Raw genomic sequence first — 15,463 nt, 5'->3', positions numbered from 1 at the left:
CTGAGCGGGTTGCCCGCCGGGCGGGACCCCGCCGCGTAGCGGTTCGCGGTGGCCGGGAATTCACCTCGTCGACCTCCCGCCGGTCGGGTTCCGGCCGATAACATCGCCGGGCATGGATATGAAGAGCAGCACCCGCCCGCGACCCGGGCGGCTGATCGCCGCGCTCATCGCCGTCGTCACCCTGGCGGTCCCGGTGGCGGTGTCCGCCACGTCGGCGTCCGCGGCGGCCACGTCGACCGTGGCGCAGGCCCTCGCCACCCAGGACGGCCGGACCGCCACGGTCACCGGCTACGTGATCGGCCAGCCGACCGCCACCAGCACGGTGCTCACCTCCGGCTACACCGCCGACACCGCCATCGCCCTGGCCGACACGGCCACCGAGACCGGCACCAGCCGGATGCTCTACGTCCAGATCACCGCCGACTACCGCAGCACGTTCGGGCTGTTGACCAACCCGTCGCTGCGGGGCCGGCAGGTCACCGCGACCGGGACGCTGACCGCGTACTTCAGTCACGGGGGGTTGAAGAGCCCGACCGCGATGAGCGTCGGTGGCGGCGGCACACCGACGCCCACCGCGAGCGCCTCCCCCACCCCCGCGCCCACCGGCTCCACCGGGCCGTACGACTCGACGTACTACGCCAGCGCGGTCGGCAAGAGCGGCAGCGCGCTGCGCACCTCCCTGCACACCATCATCAAGACCCAGACGAAGCTCAACTACGACCAGGTGTGGGAGGCGTTGAAGGACACCGACCAGGACCCGGCGAACGCCAACAACGTCATCCTGCTCTACAGCGGACGGTCGCAGAGCAAGAGCAGCAACGGCGGCGGGGCCAACGACTGGAACCGGGAACACGTCTGGGCCAAGTCGCACGGTGACTTCGGCACCGCCACCGGGCCGGGCACCGACGTGCACCACCTGCGGCCGGAGGACGTGACGGTCAACTCCGCGCGCGGCAACAAGGACTTCGACACCGGTGGCAGCGCGGTCGCCGAGGCCGCCGGCAGCTACACCGACGCCGACTCGTTCGAGCCCCGCAACGCGGTCAAGGGCGACGTCGCCCGCATGATCATGTATATGGCGATCCGGTACGAGGGTGACGACGGCTGGCCGAACCTGGAGATGAACAACTCCGTCACCAACGGCAGCGCACCCTACCTGGGCCGGCTGCCGGTGCTGCTCCAGTGGCACCGGCAGGACCCGCCCGACGCCTTCGAACAGCGCCGCAACCAGCGCATCTACGAGCGCTGGCAGGGCAACCGCAACCCGTTCGTCGACCACCCGGAGTGGGCCACCGCGATCTGGGGCTGAACGGTCCGGTTGTCGCAGATCACCCCGGTCGGGCCGTGAGGACGCGGCCCGACCGGGTACACCCTCGTCGTGACACACCCGCCCGGCGGGCGTGCGGGCTGCGGTCCGGCGGCCGATCGACGCGCCGAACCGGGCGAACACGACGATGGGAGAGACAGCCGACATGGCGCACACCGTTCCCGACATCAGCCTCAACGACGGCAACACCATCCCGCAGCTCGGCTTCGGGGTCTACCAGATCGAGCCGAAGGACACCGCCGAGGCGGTGCGCCGGGCGCTGGAGATCGGCTACCGGCACATCGACACCGCCCAGATGTACGGCAACGAGGCGGAGGTCGGCGAGGCGGTCCGCGCCTCCGGGCTGGACCGGGGCGAGGTCTTCGTGACCAGCAAGCTGAACAACGGCTTCCACCGCCCCGAGGACGCCCGCAGGGCGTTCGAGTCGACGCTGTCCGCGCTGAAGATGGACTACGTCGACCTGTTCCTCATCCACTGGCCGTTGCCGACCCGCTACGACGGCGACTTCGTCTCCACCTGGAAGACGTTTGAGGAGTTCCAGCGCGACGGCCGGGCCCGCTCGATCGGGGTGTCGAACTTCCAGGTGCCGCACCTGGAGCGGCTGGCCGCCGAGGCGGACGTGGTGCCGGCGGTCAACCAGATCGAGGTGCACCCGTACCTCACCAACGAGCAGGTGCGCGCGTACGGCAGCGAGCACAACATCCTCACCGAGGCGTGGTCGCCGATCGCCCAGGGCCGGGTGCTCGACGACCCGGCGATCGTCGACGTCGCCGAGCAGGTGGGGCGCACCCCCGCCCAGGTGGTGCTGCGCTGGCACGTGCAGCGCGGCGACATCGTCTTCCCGAAGTCGACCACCCCGAAGCGGATCGAGGAGAACTTCCGGATCTTCGACTTCACCCTGGACGACACGGCGATGGAGCGGCTCAGCGGGCTGGACCGGGGCGAGTCGGGCCGGACCGGCCCGAACCCGGACGAGTTCGACTACATCCCCGCCTGAGCGGCACCGGCCGCCGCGGCGCGGCGCGACCCACGGAGCGGGACCCGGTCACGGGTCCCGCTCCGTCGCGTCCGCCCGCCCGCCCAGCCGAACGGGGAAACGAATCAGCCATCAACCTCTGCATTGATGGACGTGCATGCCAGTCCGTACCATCCGGGCTATGCGTGCCCGTCGTGTCACCGCCACCGCCACCGTCGCCGCGCTCGTCAGCCTGGTCGCGGTCAGCGCCGCCCGCGCCGACGACACCCCGGCGCTGACCACCCCCGGCGCACCGGTGGTGGTCGCCAACGACCCGCACCGGCTGAGTCTGACCTGGACCCCGTCGACGTGGAAGGGCGAGCCGGGCGGCCCGATCACCTACGACGTGCGCTCGCCGATCGGGCCGAACGCCTACCGGGGACTGGGCAGCACGGAGACCAACGCCGTCACCCTCACCGGCCTCGCCCCGGGCACCGACTACCGGATCGCCCTCCAGGCGTACGCCGTCGGCGGCTACTCCGACACCTCGGCGGTCACCACCGTGCGCACCGCGTACGGGCGGGCGAAGGTCGACTACCTCAACCTCGACTGGGCACCCACCGACAACCAGGCCCAGTTCCGGCTCGCCGTCACCAACACCGGCACCGCACCACTGGACCTGACCACCGTGCGGGTCCGCTACCACCTGCGCTTCGAGAACGGCAACGCGGCGCTGAGCAGCGAGTGCGACTGGGCGACGCTGGGCTGCGCCACCATCCGCCGTACCCTCCAGTATTTTCCGCCGCCCGCGCCGCCGCCCGGTCCCGGCCCGACGCCGACCCCGACCGTCTACCCGGTGCCCGGCACCCCCTTCCCCGGCTGGGTGGAGCTGACCTTCACCACCGGTGTCCTCGCCCCCGGGGCCTCCTCCGGGCCGATCCAGCTCCGGCTGCACCGGCCGAACTGGACGGCGATCGACGAACGCGACGACCCGAGCTGGCAGGCGGCCACCGGCGCGTGGACCCCCAACAGCCGGATCACCCTCGACGTCGACGGCGTCCGCGAGTACGGCGACAACTGGGGCTGACCGCCGTCAGGCGTGAGGTTGCCCGCCGACGGCCGTTCGCCGTCGGCACGCGTCACGCATGGGCATCGCCGGCGACGGCGCGCTGGGCCGCGACGACCGTGTCGACCGGCAGGCCGAGGCCGCAGAGCACGGCGGCCAGGTAGTCCAGCACCCGCCAGTGCTGCTCGTCGGTCAACCCGAGCCGCCGCCACGCCCCGCCGGCCGCCCGCCCACCGTCCCCGCCGGGGTCGCCGAGGGCCACGGCCAGCAGGGCGGTCAACCGGCGGGCGAGCCAGGGCCGGTCCAGCCCGATCAGGTACGGCGCCAGCTCGGCGTCCGACGCGACCAGGCGCAGCCAGCGGATCACCACCGCCCGTACGCCGGCCGGGCCGAGCCAGTCGAACGCGTTCCGGGGGCAGGTGACCAACTCCGTCGTCCGCACACCCGTCAGTACGGATCACGGCGCACGCTCAGTTCATCCCCGGCAGGCATGACCACTTCAGCCGGCGTCGTCACCTGGCCGGAGCGGTCCCGTCGGGCGTCGTCACCACCGGCGAGACCGGCCCCGACCCCGGCGCGCACCGCATCGGGTTCAGGTCGACGCCCGGTGGTCCGCCAGGAACGCCAGGGTGGTCTGGTTGGCGGCCCAGCCGTCGGGGAACTTCACCGGCACGTCCAGGTGCACCGACTCCGTCGACGGGTGGGCGTCGAGCAGCTCACCGATGCCGGCGCGGGCCACCACGATGCAGGCGTGCCGGTGCCGGGAGGTCAGCACGCACAGCCGACCGGACTCCAGGTGGAAGTTCGTCGCGTCCCGCCGGCCGGAGAGCGGGTGCAGCACGATCGTCACGTCGTACTCGCGGCCCTGGAGCCGGTTGGCGGTGTCCACGGTGATGCCCGCCCCTTCCGGGCCGAGGTGGGCACGGATCGCGGCGGCCTGGTCGCGGTGCGCGGCGCCGACGGCGATCCGGTCGGCGGTGACCGGCGTGCCGGCCGGCGCGTGCTCGGAGACCGCGACCGCGCCCCGGTGCAGCACGCGCAGGGCGAGCGCGGCGCACGCCGCGGCGGCCTCAGCGTCGGTACGCAGGGTGTGCCGGGCCGGCAGCTCGTGCAACGCCCAGCCGGTGCCGACGGCCAGCTCCACCGCCGCGTCGAGCGCGTCGCCAGGCCCGGGCCGGGTCAGCGTCAACGCCCGGTCGGCCGGGCCGGTGCCGGCACGGAACCCGGTGAACGGGTAGAACGCCGCCGCGACCACCGGGGCCGCCGACGCCGGTAGCCGCCAGGACACGGGCAGCCGGTGCACGGGCAGCTGCGGGTTGTGCCGCAGCAGCACCGCCACCGCCGCCTGCATCGGGTCCCAGCTCAGGCCCGTCCAGCGCAGCGTCTCGACGGTGGAGAACGGGTCGAGCTGCCCGGGGTCACCGACGAACAGCGCCCGCTCGAACCTCCCGGCCACCCGCAGCAGCGCGTCCGACCGCATCTGGTACGCCTCGTCGACGATCGCCCACGGCCACTGACCCGTGGTGACCGTGGCCCACTTCGCCGCCGTACCGATGGTGACGGCCGGGTCGCCCAGGTCGGCGACCTTCGACGCGACCCGGACCGTGTCGTGGCCCCGGACCCGCTCCGACGGCCGGTAGTCGGTCGCCGACAGCCGGCCGATGCGCAGCTCGGGGGCTTTGGTGGCGAGCCGGTCGATGAGGTCGTCGACCTGCTCGTTGGTCTGCGCCACGATCATCAGCGGCTCACCGGCGACGGCCAGCTCGACGGCGGCCCGCACCACGAGGGTCGACTTGCCGGCCCCGGGCGGGGAGTCGACCACCACGCCCCGGTGGTCGCCTGCGCGCAGGTCGGCCAGGACGGCCGCGACGACCTGTTCCGCCTCGACGGCGGGCGGCACCTCAAGCCCGATCATCGGCTCCCCTCCTGCCTGCTGAGTCTGGACCCTACCGGCAGGGGTCCGGCCGGCCGGTCGGACCGCCAGCGTTGGACGGTCCTTTCCGACACGGCGGTTTTGTCCGGTGTCCGACACGGCGTCGGAAAGGCCGGTGGGGTGACGTGGCTGCTCCCGGCGGCGGCCGGTGCGACGGGCCGGACCCGGGCCGCCGACCGGGACGCCACCGGCCCGGCGCGACCGGCTGACCGGCGCGTTCTCCACGATTCCAGCGACGTCGACAGATCTGCCGGTGTCGTCGGGACTGTTCCGGTCCGCCCACCGGGCGACGCCGAGGTCGGCGACGACGTCGGCGTCGGCGGCACGAACGGTGTGATCCGCCCCCGAACAGATGCCACCGGCGGTCGCCCTTTCGCACCTCCGCTTACCCATTCGGCGGATCACAGGCTATTGACGGCAACGATAGAAAGGACGCCTTCCCGTTCTTCCGCCCCGGGACCTGAACCACACCCCGCGTCCTGTGCACGGGACTGCCCGATTCAACGTCGACGGGCGAGGCGGAGCACGCGATTCACGAAGAGGAGAGCGTTCCCCATGACATCTCGTTCTCGGAGCGACTCTGCCAGCAGCGACCCGGCCGCAGTTCCCGCCCATTCCCCTCCGACCGGCAGCTTTCTCGGCGGCCTCTCGGCCGACGCCCGCGACGCCCTGGCCCAGGCCGGCACCCGGCACGACTACCCGGCCAACGCCACGCTGTTCCACCAGGGCGACCCGTCCCGGCACGTGGTGCTGATCGAGCAGGGCTGGGTCAAGGTCACCTCCACCTCACGGCAGGGTTGGGAGGCGCTGCTGGCCATCCGGGGACCGGGCGACATCCTCGGTGAGCTGTCCGCTGTGGACGCCCGGCCCCGGCTGGCCACCGTCACCGGGTTGTCGCCCATCCGGGCCGTGGTGCTGACCGCCGAACGGTTGCACCGCTGTCTGGCCGACAACCCCGAGGTCGCCCTGTCGCTGCTGCGTCACCTGGCCTCCAGCCTGCGTGAGGCCGACGGCCGGCGGGTCGAGTACGGGTCCAGCAACGGCGACCACCGGCTGGTCGTCCTGCTGGTGGAACTACTGGACAGGCACGGTGTGCCGACGCCGGAGGGGATCGCGCTCGACCTGCCGCTGACCCAGCAGGACCTCGCCGCGTCCGTCGGGGTGTCCCGGGAGGTGGTGGCCCGGACGCTGCGGGTGCTGCGGCACCGGCAGGTGCTGCTCACCCGACGGCGACGGATCGTGGTGGTGCAGCCGGAGCTGCTGCGGTCCCTGGCCGGTTCTGTGTCGATGTCGACATCCGAGCCGTAGGGCTCGACATCGAGCGCAGGGCCCGATTTCGGGACCCTCATCGGGACGGCAGTCCTGCGGTTCCGAGGAGTCCCATGTACCGAGCAGCCCGTGTCCCCAACGACCGCGTCCTGCACCGACGGGTACGCGCCGCCGTCGCCGCCCCGGGCGGGGGCGTCGACCGTCCCGGCCGGCCGGAGGGGGACCGGCAGGCGGCGCTGCGGCTGGCGGAGCGGCTGATCGCCGAGGCCCGCGACGAGCTGCGGCGGGCGGACGCGAAGGCGTCGCAGTGGCTGACCATGTCGGGCGGCGTCGTGCTGGCGATGCTGACCGTGCTGACCGGCACCCGCTGGTCGCCGGGGCGGTTGACCGGTGCGGCGGCCTGGGCCTGGTGGTCGGGTTGCGCCTGCGCCGCGGTTGCCCTGTTCGCCCTGGCCATGGCGTTGTTGCCGAGGACGGCGGGCGCCGCCGAGGTGCGGCAGGTCGCGTACTTCGGGCACGTGTACCGGCTGCGCGACCCGGCACTGGTCCGCCGGTACGTCGAGCGGGCCGCACAGGACACCATGCCGGGCCTGATCTCGCAGCTCTGCTGGCTCAGCCGGCTGGTGATGACCAAGTACCGCTGGGTCCGCATCGGGACGGTGCTCATCGCGCTCGCCGCCGCCCTGGTCGCGCTGGCGCTGCTCTGACCGACCCGTCGACACCTGACCGACCGAGGAGAGGAGAGACCGGTGGCTTCCCACACCGAGGAACCGAACAGGACGTCCACCTGGTGGTCGCGGACGAGTTTCGCCGGCCGGCTGTCCGATGCCGACCGGGCCGCCCTGCTGCGCATCGGCGGGCGGCAGGAGTTCCCGTCCGCGCACGCCCTGTTGCGGCAGGGCGACCGGGGTCGCCACCTGCTGCTGCTGACCACCGGACAGGCCCGGATCATGGTCGAGGGCAGCCGACAGGGGCCGCGGGGGATCGCGCTGCGGTTCGCCGGTGACCTGGTCGGTGAGCTGTCCTATCTCGACGACGGCCCCCGGTCGGCCTCGGTGGTCGCCGTCGGGCCGGTGGTGGTCCGCCGCATCCCGGCTGAGGCGTTCGACGACTACCTGCGGCGGCATCCGACGGCACACCGGTCCTTCGCCCGGTTGCTGGCCGATCGGCTCCGGGCGGCCGACAAGCGGACCGTCACCGCGTCGTTCGACACGACCACCCGGGTCGCCGCCGTGCTGGCCGATCTGACGGTCCTGGTGGACGACGAACTGGTCGCCCCCACCACCCAACGGGAGCTGGCCCAACTGGTCGGCGCGTCGCAGATCTCGGTGCACCGGGCGTTGCGCCGGTTGGCGCACCTGGGCCTGCTGGTGACCCGGCACGGCTCGATCGTGATCGTCGACGAGGTCGGGTTGGGACGGTTCGCCGATTCGGCGGCCGACCCCATCACCTGATGTAGATCAACTAGCCGGTTTCACAATTCCCGCCGCAGAGTCGAAACCGACCCACCCCTCAGTTGAAAAGGACGAACAATCGCCATGGAACTTCCACGACACTGGACCGTCGTCTCGTTGGACATCGTCAATTCCAGCGCGGGCGGATACCCGCGTCAGTCCGATCTGGCGACCACGGTGGAGCAGATAGTCGGCCGGATCGAGCACCGGTGCCCCTACCCGGGCCGCTGGATCCGTCGCGAGCGCGGCGACGGGGAACTCATCCTCGTTCCGGCCGACGTGCCGATCGCCTGGGTCCTCGCCGGTCTGCTGCCCCAGCTGCGACAGGAGATCCTCGACCACAACCGCAACAAGCACCCCGACCACCTGCTCCGGCTGCGGGTCGGCATCGACTGCGGAGACGTGAGCGTCGACACCGCAGGCGTGCCCCGGGGCGGCGACGCGATCGTCGACGCGGCCCGGCTACGCGACTGCGGCGCCAGCCGGGAGGCGGCGGTCGCGGTGCCGGCCGCGCCGGTGGTGGCGGTCGTCTCCGACGAGGTCTACCGCCGGGTCGTACCGGCCAACGCCCTCGGCATGGAGCCGTGGATGTTCCGGTCCGTCCGCGCGGTGGTGCCGGACAAGACGTTCCAGGCCCACGCCTGGCTCCACCTGCCGTCCCAGCCGCCACCGGCGGTCAGCGCGGCGGCCGACGAGCCCGAAACGTCGCAGACCCACGACCGGTCCGCGCCCGCACCGGCCGGCGACCCACGGGACCTGGCCCGCCTGGCCCGGCAGGCCGCCGGCACCCACCGCAACCACGACGCCCGCCAGCAGGGCGACAACCTGGGACAGATCGTCTACGGCGACCACGCGACCGTGACCAACCACGGCCCGATCAGCAAGGGAGGAGGATCGGCATGACCACCGACACGCCGGCCACCGGCGACGAGGAGAACACCGCGGCGAACGACGGCCCGCGGGACCACCCCGTCGCGGAGGAGAAGTCGTCGCCCGACCCCGGTGAGGCCGCCGCGCCGGCCCCCGCCGAACAGCCCGGTCGCTCCCCTGCGCCGGACCCGTCCGGCCCCGGGCGGGGCGACACCCGCAACCGGATGGACCAGCTCCGCGCGTCCGGCGCGAAGCCCGACCCCGGCGACTCCGGCGGCAAGGACGAGAGCTGGCGCCACGCCGACGACCCGTTGCGCGGCGGCACCGGACCCGACCCGGTGTTCTCCAACGTCGGGCAGACCGTCTACGGCGACCACGCCGTGCTCATCAACATCCAGCTCCCCGACGGGCGTCGGATCACCCTCCTGCGGTCCCAGCGCACCAGGGCCGAACTGCTGGAGACGGATCACACCTCGGTGATGGTGGACGGCTTCGGCGACGCCCTCAAGCGCCTCCGGGACAAGCGGGTCGTCGTCCTGCGCGGCGGCGTCGGCACCGGTCGGCGGACCACCGCCGAGCTGATGCTGCGGCACGTCGTCGGGCTCGACCGGGTGGTCGGCATCGAGGACCCCGAGGTGACCCTCACCCAGCTGGCCCGGCAGGAGGGGCTGCTGCTCAAGGACCACGGCACGGTGCTGGAGCTGCCGGCCAGCGAGGCGGTGACGATCGGCACCCTGCGCGCCTTCGAGTTGCTCGCCCGCACCGACTCGGCCTACGTGGTGATCCTCGACGGACACGGCTACACCGCCGACCCGACCCTCACCCAGCACACCGTCGACTACACCCCGCCGCCGCCGGAGAACGTGCTCCGCCGGCACCTGCGGCGCCTGCTGCTGCGGCAGCGGGGCTGCGCCGGCAACTGCGCCGCGTGCATCGGCGACTGCTGGGGGGAGTTCATCGAGCGGTGCGTGGCGCACGACGGGATCGCCACCGAGCTGGCCGCGCACCCCCGCCCCCGGCAGACCGTCGAACTCGCCCAGTCGCTGGCCGGCTGGAGCGGGGTCGACGAGGAGCTGGGCATCGCCCTGGGCGGGCTGCGTCGCCGTCGCCGCGACGTGGTCGCCCGCCTGCTCAAGCAGGACAGCGCGGAGAAAGCCCTGGAGGACCCGCAGGCGGCCCCGCGCCGGCAGGCGTTCCAGATCGCCTACGCGGCCCTGCACGACCTCCCGTTGGCCGACGTCTTCGACGCCAGCGAGTTGTTGCTGGGCATCCTCCAGGCGGTGGAGAGCGGCGCCGAACGGCCGCTCCGGGTGGTGTTCGACGGCGGCGTCGACCAGATGCTGCACGCCTGGGGCGGTGAGTCCCCCCTCGCGGCGGCCGAGACCGGCGAGCAGCCCCGCCGGGCCCGGCTCGCCGACCCCCGTCTGCTCTTCGACGTCCTCGACGTGGTGTGGCACGACTTCGACGGCGTCCGGTTGCCGCTGCTGGTCTGGCTGGAGGAGCTGGTCTTCACCCGCCGCGACGAGGTCCGGCGGCGGGCCGCGCAGATCACCGGCTGGCTCGCCACGTACGACTTCGACGAGGTCTGCAACGGGATGCTCCGGCAGTGGGCGGCCGACGAACGGGGCACCGGGCGGCAGGCCGCCGCCTGGGCGCTGCACGTCGCGGCGTACGACGACCGGCTCGTCGCCCGCATCCAGGGCCGGGTGCTCGGTTGGGTACGCAGCGCCAACCCGATGCTGCACGACACCGCCGCCCGCGTCTACAGCACCCGCATCGGCCGCCTCGCCCCTGCCGACACCCTGCGGGAGCTGCGCACCCTGGCCAGCCGGGACGACCTCAACGGCAGCGCCTCGGTGGCGCGGGCGCTGACGGACCTCTACCCCGTCGCCCCCGAGGAGACCTGGCGCACGCTTGTCGACTGGAACGACGAGAAACTGCACCGGCTGCGGGTCCACGCCGCCCGGGGCATGACCCTGCTGGGACGGCTCGCCGGTCGGGCCCCGCACGAGGGTTGGCCGCTGCTGCTGACCGCCGTCGAGGGCTTCACGCCCGAACCCACGGAACTGGCCGGGCTGTGGCGGGGCGCGCTCGGCGACCCGACCACCGCTCCCCGGGCCTGGAAGCTGCTGCACGCCTGGCTGCAACTGGCCGACGAGGGGCCGGTGCTGGCCGACGAGGGGCCGGTGCTGGCCGACGAGGACCCGGTGCTGGGCGACCAGCTGGTCGCCCTGTTCTCCGAGGTGTTCGTCGGCCGGTTGGTCGGGCGCAGCCGCTTCTATCTGCGCGACTGGTCCCGGCAGTCGGCCACCGCCCGCCGCCTGCTCGCCCCGCCCGGCATCGCCGCCGTCGGCGGGGCCACCACCGCTCCGTCACAGCCCACCTGAGGAGGCAACCCGTGAGCATCTCGACATCCGGCCGTACCGTCGCCCGACGCAGTCTGTGGCGTCGGCTGGTCGACTGGTTCCGTGGCACCCCACGGGGGCAGGTCACCAGGGACGACGAGATCACCTACCAACCGACCGACGACAGCACCCTGCTGACCGCGCTCTGCCAGGGTGACGTCTACGAGTTCCAGGTGCACACCACCCTGGTCTGGTCCGCCTTCCTGCCCTACCACGACCTCGTCGCCGAGGCGGGTGAGTTCACCGCCAGCGCCCGGGACACCGTCCGGGAGCGGATCTGGGAGGTGGCGCGGAACTTCTCGCCCTACCAGTCGGTGGAGGCGGAGCAGGCGATCCAGGAGGCGCTCAACCCGCAGTGGTGCTACCGGGGCGCCGCCGGCATGGTGCGGTGCCGGGCCAAGGTGCGGGTGCTGCCCGACCCCCGGGTCCGCGACCACCTGCTGCCGTTCGAGCAGCGCAAACTCGACGTCGAGGCGAACACCACCCTGGCCCTGCTGCGCGCCGACCGGTTCGAGCAGGTGGCGCGACGCTGGCAGCAACTGTTCGACACCCTCGGCCACGACGCGATGGTGGCGTACGCCGCGCAGCTCGCCGATCCGGCCGTCTCGGCCGTGGTCACCAGCCTGGTCAACCACCGGCGGGCGAGCGCGGTGCAGCTGGTCGACGTGCTGCGTCAGGCCAGCAAGGACCACGAGAACGTCGGCCTCTACGAGTTCGCCAGCGCCTACGACGCGGCCCTGCAGACGCTGCGCCGGCAGATGCACCTCGACGAGGGCGGCTTCCCGATCGCGGCGGTCGCATCCGGGGCCGAGTCATGATGTCCGACCGCATCGACGGGCCCGACCGCGTCCACGGGTCCGGTCGGATCGACGGGCCCGGCCCGGTCGGGAAGGCCGGCCGGGGCACCGGGCTCAGCAGGGGCACGGCGCTCGGCCGGGTCGCGCTGGCGGCGGTCACCGTCGCGGCGCTCGGCCTCGGCGCCGGATGCGGTGGCGAGCCCGAGCCGCCGAACGACCCGTGCGCGACCGCCCCCGGGTCTTCGGTCCCGACCGGGGTGGGCCGCACGGCCGTGCTGCTGGACGTCTCGACGTCCACCCGGGGAACCGGGTCGGCCCCGGACTGGGCGGCGGAGGTGGAAGCCCAGGTGGCTGCCGCCGTCGACCGTGGGGACGTGGTCTCCATCGGCGCCTTCGACGGCTCGGCGTCCACCGTCGCCTGGGCGGTACGCGACCGGGTGACCGCACCCACCAGCGAGCGACCCAACAACCAGCGGCTGGAACGCGAGAAGACCAAGTCCTGCCTGCGCAGGTCGGCGAGCGAGGCGGCGCGGATGCCGGCCCGTACCGACGGCACGGACATCCTGGGCGCGTTGGGTGTCGCCGGTGGACAGACCGCCCCCGCAGGCGAAGCCCGCCGGACGGTGGTGATCGCCACGGACGGGTTGGGCACCGTCGGCTGCACCGACCTCAGCCGGGCCCCGGCCGGTGGGGCGGGGATGATCGAAGCCGCCGTCCGGGACTGCCCGGCGCGCACCGGATGGCCCACCGAGCTGGCCGGAAACCACCTGGTGATGCTCGGGGTGGGGCATCCCGCCGAGGGCCACCCGATTCCGGAGACCGGGCAGCTGGCCTGGCTGCGGCAATACTGGCGACGGCTCTGCGCGGCGGCCCAGGCGGCCTCCTGCGAGGTCTCCACCGCCCCGGTGGCCGTGCGGTCCGGGGGAACCGGGGGCGGGGCCGGCCAGCCGCCCACCGACCCACCTGTCAGTTTCCGTCCCGAGGGGGGACCGCCGCTGCCGGAGCCGGAGGGAACCGTCTGGCCGGTGCCGTCGGCCGCGCTGTTCGCCACCGGCTCCGACGAGGTGGGGCCGGCCGGGATCGCCCGGCTCGGGCAGATCAGGAAGGAGATCGGCGAGGACCGGGTGACCCGGATCGAGGTCGTCGGCTACACCGACTCGCGCGGCAGCGACCGCTACAACCAGGACCTGTCCGAGCGGCGGGCCGCCGCCGTCGGCGCGGCCCTGCGCACGCTGGGACTGCCGACGCCGGTCACCCGGGGCGCCGGGGAGAACGGCCGGATCTGCCTGACCGAGCAGCGGCCGGGCGGCACCTGGGACGAGGGCTGCCTGCAGCGCAACCGAAGGGTCGAGATCGTGATCAGCACAGGGAGCGGATGAGCGATGACCGACAATCTCGTACGCCACGACGACGGCGGCAACGGCCGCCGCTACCCCTCAGTGCAGTGCCCCCCGCTGCTGACCCTCGGCGCGACCCGGCTCGCCGAGCCGGTCGCCACGCCGGAGCCGTACCGGCCGGACCAGTTGTCGCACACCGAGTCGGCCCGCCTGGTCCAGGCCAAGGCCGACGCGGAGGAGGCGCTGACGGCGTACCACAGTCGGTTGAAGACGGCGGGCGACCAGATGGTCGACGCCTGGCACCAGGCGAAGCTGGGGTTGCACCGGCTGGAGGTGCTGCTCGCCGAGCGGGAACTCGGCGCGGCGGCACACCAGGACCGGACGGTCCGACGCGAGCACGCCACCGACGGCGTCGAGGACCGACGGCACCGTCCGGGCTGGCAGCGTCCGTTGTTCGTGTGGACGGTGATCCTGCTCAGCGCGGTCTACGACACGGTCTTCCTCGCCGAGTCGTTCCGCGATGCCCTCGACAGCGGCGGGTCCGTCGAATACTGGGTGGCGTTCCTGCCGGGACTCGGGATCTTCATGGCGCTCACCCTCGCCGGCTACTGGCTGGGAGAACCGCTGTTCCGGCACCGGGCCAGGGCCGAACGGCGGCGCTGGCGGCGACAGCTGGGATGGCGCATCCTGCTCCGCCGGGTCTTCGTGATGTGGCGCCCGGAGGACGAGGAGCGGCAGCCGGGCGAGCTGCCCTGGCCGAGCTGGGTGCTGCCGGTGAGCTTCGCCGCGCTGGTGGTCGGGGTGCTGGCGGTGTGGGCCTGGCTGCGCGGCAGCCACCTGCTCGACTCCGACCTCCAGTGGCCGCTGGTCGGTCTGCTGGTGCTGCTCAGCGTGTCGGCCATCGCGTTCAAGGCCGGCGCGCACAACCCCGCCGCCGACCGGGCGAAGCGGGTGGGCCTGCGCCGACGGGACGTCACGCGACGCTACGACCGGCTCAAGGCCACATCGGAGAGGCAGCTGGCCAAGCACGAGAAGGCCTGGCAGGAGCTGCACCTGGCGGTGGAGGACGCGGTGACCGGCGTCTGGCGGCACATGACCGACGCCTGGACCGAGATCGCCGAGGGGCGGGCCCGGCACGGACTCACCGGCATGGTCGCCCCCGGCTTCGTCACCTCCGCAGACGCCGACGCGTCGGCCCGCGCCCTGTTCGCGGGGCTGACCGGCCCGTCGCTGCGGCTGGAGACGCTGCGGGTGACGCAGGACCTGCTCGACCGGCACCGGCCCGAGATGCTCAGTGCGGAGCAGACGGCGCTGACCGAGCAGCTCAACGCGCAGCTCGACGCCGCGACCGTCGACCCCTGGCCGGACCCGACTGATGGGGGCCCGGCCACCGGTCGACACTGACGGCGGTTCCGTTGAGGGCCGGTGGGTTCACCCCACCGGCCCTTGCGGATCGGAGCGGGTCACAGCCTGGGCGGTTGTGCGGTGGAAGGACATCCACCACGGTCATCGCACGCCGGTGAATCCTGTCGGTCATCGGACCGTACTGGTTGCCAAGCCGGGAGCAAACAGTCATCTGACGCCCCCGCGCGCCTGGTGGCGGATGCGCAGGGTGTCCGATCAGTCGCTTACTGGCCATGGTGTCGGCTCCGTCATCCATCGCAACACATAGGACTCACGTGGGCATCCTTCAGGAGATGCAGCGGGCACACGCGCGACAGGTGCGCGCCCAGAAGCAGGCGCAAGCTGCCGCACACCGGCGCCACCAGCGTGCTGCCGTTCCCGAGCGTGGACCTCGCCCCGTTCGGGCTGGGCATGGCACCGATGTCCGGCCCGCTCGGCCGGCTGCGCAACAGGACCCTCAACGCGCTGGTACGGCGGCTGGTCTTCGGCTTCTCGATCGGGCTGATGGACGCGCAGCGGGCCCGGATCGGGCTCCCGCCGGCAGGCCGGACGCCGATGGAGATCGCCGCGCCGCCCGCCGCCTACCTGCACATGTCGCCGCGCGGTTTCGACTACCCGCGCAGTGACCTGCCGGACTACGTCCACT

Annotated in this window: 13 protein-coding genes; 11 read left to right on the top strand and 2 right to left on the bottom strand. The window is 73.1% G+C overall.

Annotated features, from left to right (window positions below):
• Positions 1–112 precede the first annotated feature (112 nt).
• The 3 genes from ACQP2H_RS05705 (at position 113) to ACQP2H_RS05695 (ending at position 3,369) form a co-directional block, all read left to right on the top strand.
• On the top strand, positions 113–1,309 hold the full coding sequence (locus tag ACQP2H_RS05705) for an endonuclease (protein WP_357534774.1): 1,197 nt from the start codon (positions 113–115) through the stop codon (positions 1,307–1,309).
• A gap of 163 nt (positions 1,310–1,472) precedes the next feature.
• Positions 1,473–2,324: an aldo/keto reductase gene (locus ACQP2H_RS05700; protein ID WP_219470711.1), complete on the top strand. Its 852-nt coding sequence runs from the start codon at positions 1,473–1,475 to the stop codon at positions 2,322–2,324.
• 160 nt (positions 2,325–2,484) lie between these two features.
• Entirely contained in the window at positions 2,485–3,369 is an 885-nt protein-coding gene (locus tag ACQP2H_RS05695) for a fibronectin type III domain-containing protein (protein ID WP_433231464.1), read from the top strand.
• Positions 3,370–3,421: 52 nt separating this feature from the next.
• Here the strand turns inward: ACQP2H_RS05695 and ACQP2H_RS05690 are convergent, their stop codons facing one another.
• Both ACQP2H_RS05690 and ACQP2H_RS05685 read right to left on the bottom strand, forming a co-directional pair.
• Positions 3,422–3,790: a globin gene (locus ACQP2H_RS05690; protein ID WP_219467623.1), complete on the bottom strand. Its 369-nt coding sequence runs from the start codon at positions 3,788–3,790 to the stop codon at positions 3,422–3,424.
• A 150-nt stretch (positions 3,791–3,940) separates the two neighbouring features.
• A complete protein-coding gene (locus tag ACQP2H_RS05685; RefSeq protein WP_219467620.1) occupies positions 3,941–5,263 on the bottom strand; it encodes an AAA family ATPase in 1,323 nt (440 codons plus the stop codon).
• Positions 5,264–5,836: 573 nt separating this feature from the next.
• Between ACQP2H_RS05685 and ACQP2H_RS05680 the strand changes: the two genes are divergently transcribed.
• The 8 genes from ACQP2H_RS05680 (at position 5,837) to ACQP2H_RS05645 (ending at position 14,817) form a co-directional block, all read left to right on the top strand.
• A complete protein-coding gene (locus ACQP2H_RS05680) occupies positions 5,837–6,589 on the top strand; it encodes a Crp/Fnr family transcriptional regulator (protein ID WP_219467618.1) in 753 nt (250 codons plus the stop codon).
• A gap of 74 nt (positions 6,590–6,663) precedes the next feature.
• Complete coding sequence (locus tag ACQP2H_RS05675; RefSeq protein WP_357534778.1) at positions 6,664–7,257, top strand: Pycsar system effector family protein; 594 nt, start codon at positions 6,664–6,666, stop codon at positions 7,255–7,257.
• Positions 7,258–7,299: 42 nt separating this feature from the next.
• Positions 7,300–8,004 carry a Crp/Fnr family transcriptional regulator gene (locus tag ACQP2H_RS05670; RefSeq protein WP_219467611.1) on the top strand — a complete coding sequence of 235 codons (705 nt, stop codon included), beginning with the start codon at positions 7,300–7,302 and terminating at the stop codon, positions 8,002–8,004.
• A gap of 84 nt (positions 8,005–8,088) precedes the next feature.
• Complete coding sequence (locus ACQP2H_RS05665) at positions 8,089–8,907, top strand: hypothetical protein (protein ID WP_433231459.1); 819 nt, start codon at positions 8,089–8,091, stop codon at positions 8,905–8,907.
• Positions 8,904–11,261, top strand: a complete 2,358-nt coding sequence (locus ACQP2H_RS05660; RefSeq protein ID WP_433231456.1) for a hypothetical protein — start codon at positions 8,904–8,906, stop codon at positions 11,259–11,261. Before ACQP2H_RS05665 ends, ACQP2H_RS05660 begins: the two co-directional genes overlap by 4 nt.
• Before the next feature lie 11 nt (positions 11,262–11,272).
• Positions 11,273–12,097 (top strand): hypothetical protein, encoded by an 825-nt coding sequence (locus ACQP2H_RS05655; protein WP_433231453.1) that lies wholly within the window; start codon positions 11,273–11,275, stop codon positions 12,095–12,097.
• On the top strand, positions 12,097–13,455 hold the full coding sequence (locus ACQP2H_RS05650) for an OmpA family protein (RefSeq protein WP_433231450.1): 1,359 nt from the start codon (positions 12,097–12,099) through the stop codon (positions 13,453–13,455). Before ACQP2H_RS05655 ends, ACQP2H_RS05650 begins: the two co-directional genes overlap by 1 nt.
• Before the next feature lie 3 nt (positions 13,456–13,458).
• Positions 13,459–14,817, top strand: coding sequence for a hypothetical protein (locus ACQP2H_RS05645; protein ID WP_433231448.1), 1,359 nt, complete (start codon positions 13,459–13,461; stop codon positions 14,815–14,817).
• Positions 14,818–15,463 lie beyond the last annotated feature (646 nt).

The organism is Micromonospora sp. CA-248260 (assembly GCF_050942205.1).
GTDB lineage: Bacteria > Actinomycetota > Actinomycetes > Mycobacteriales > Micromonosporaceae > Micromonospora > Micromonospora antibiotica.
Note: the sequence above shows the minus strand (reverse complement) of the source record. Positions and strands in the feature narration are given on the sequence as shown.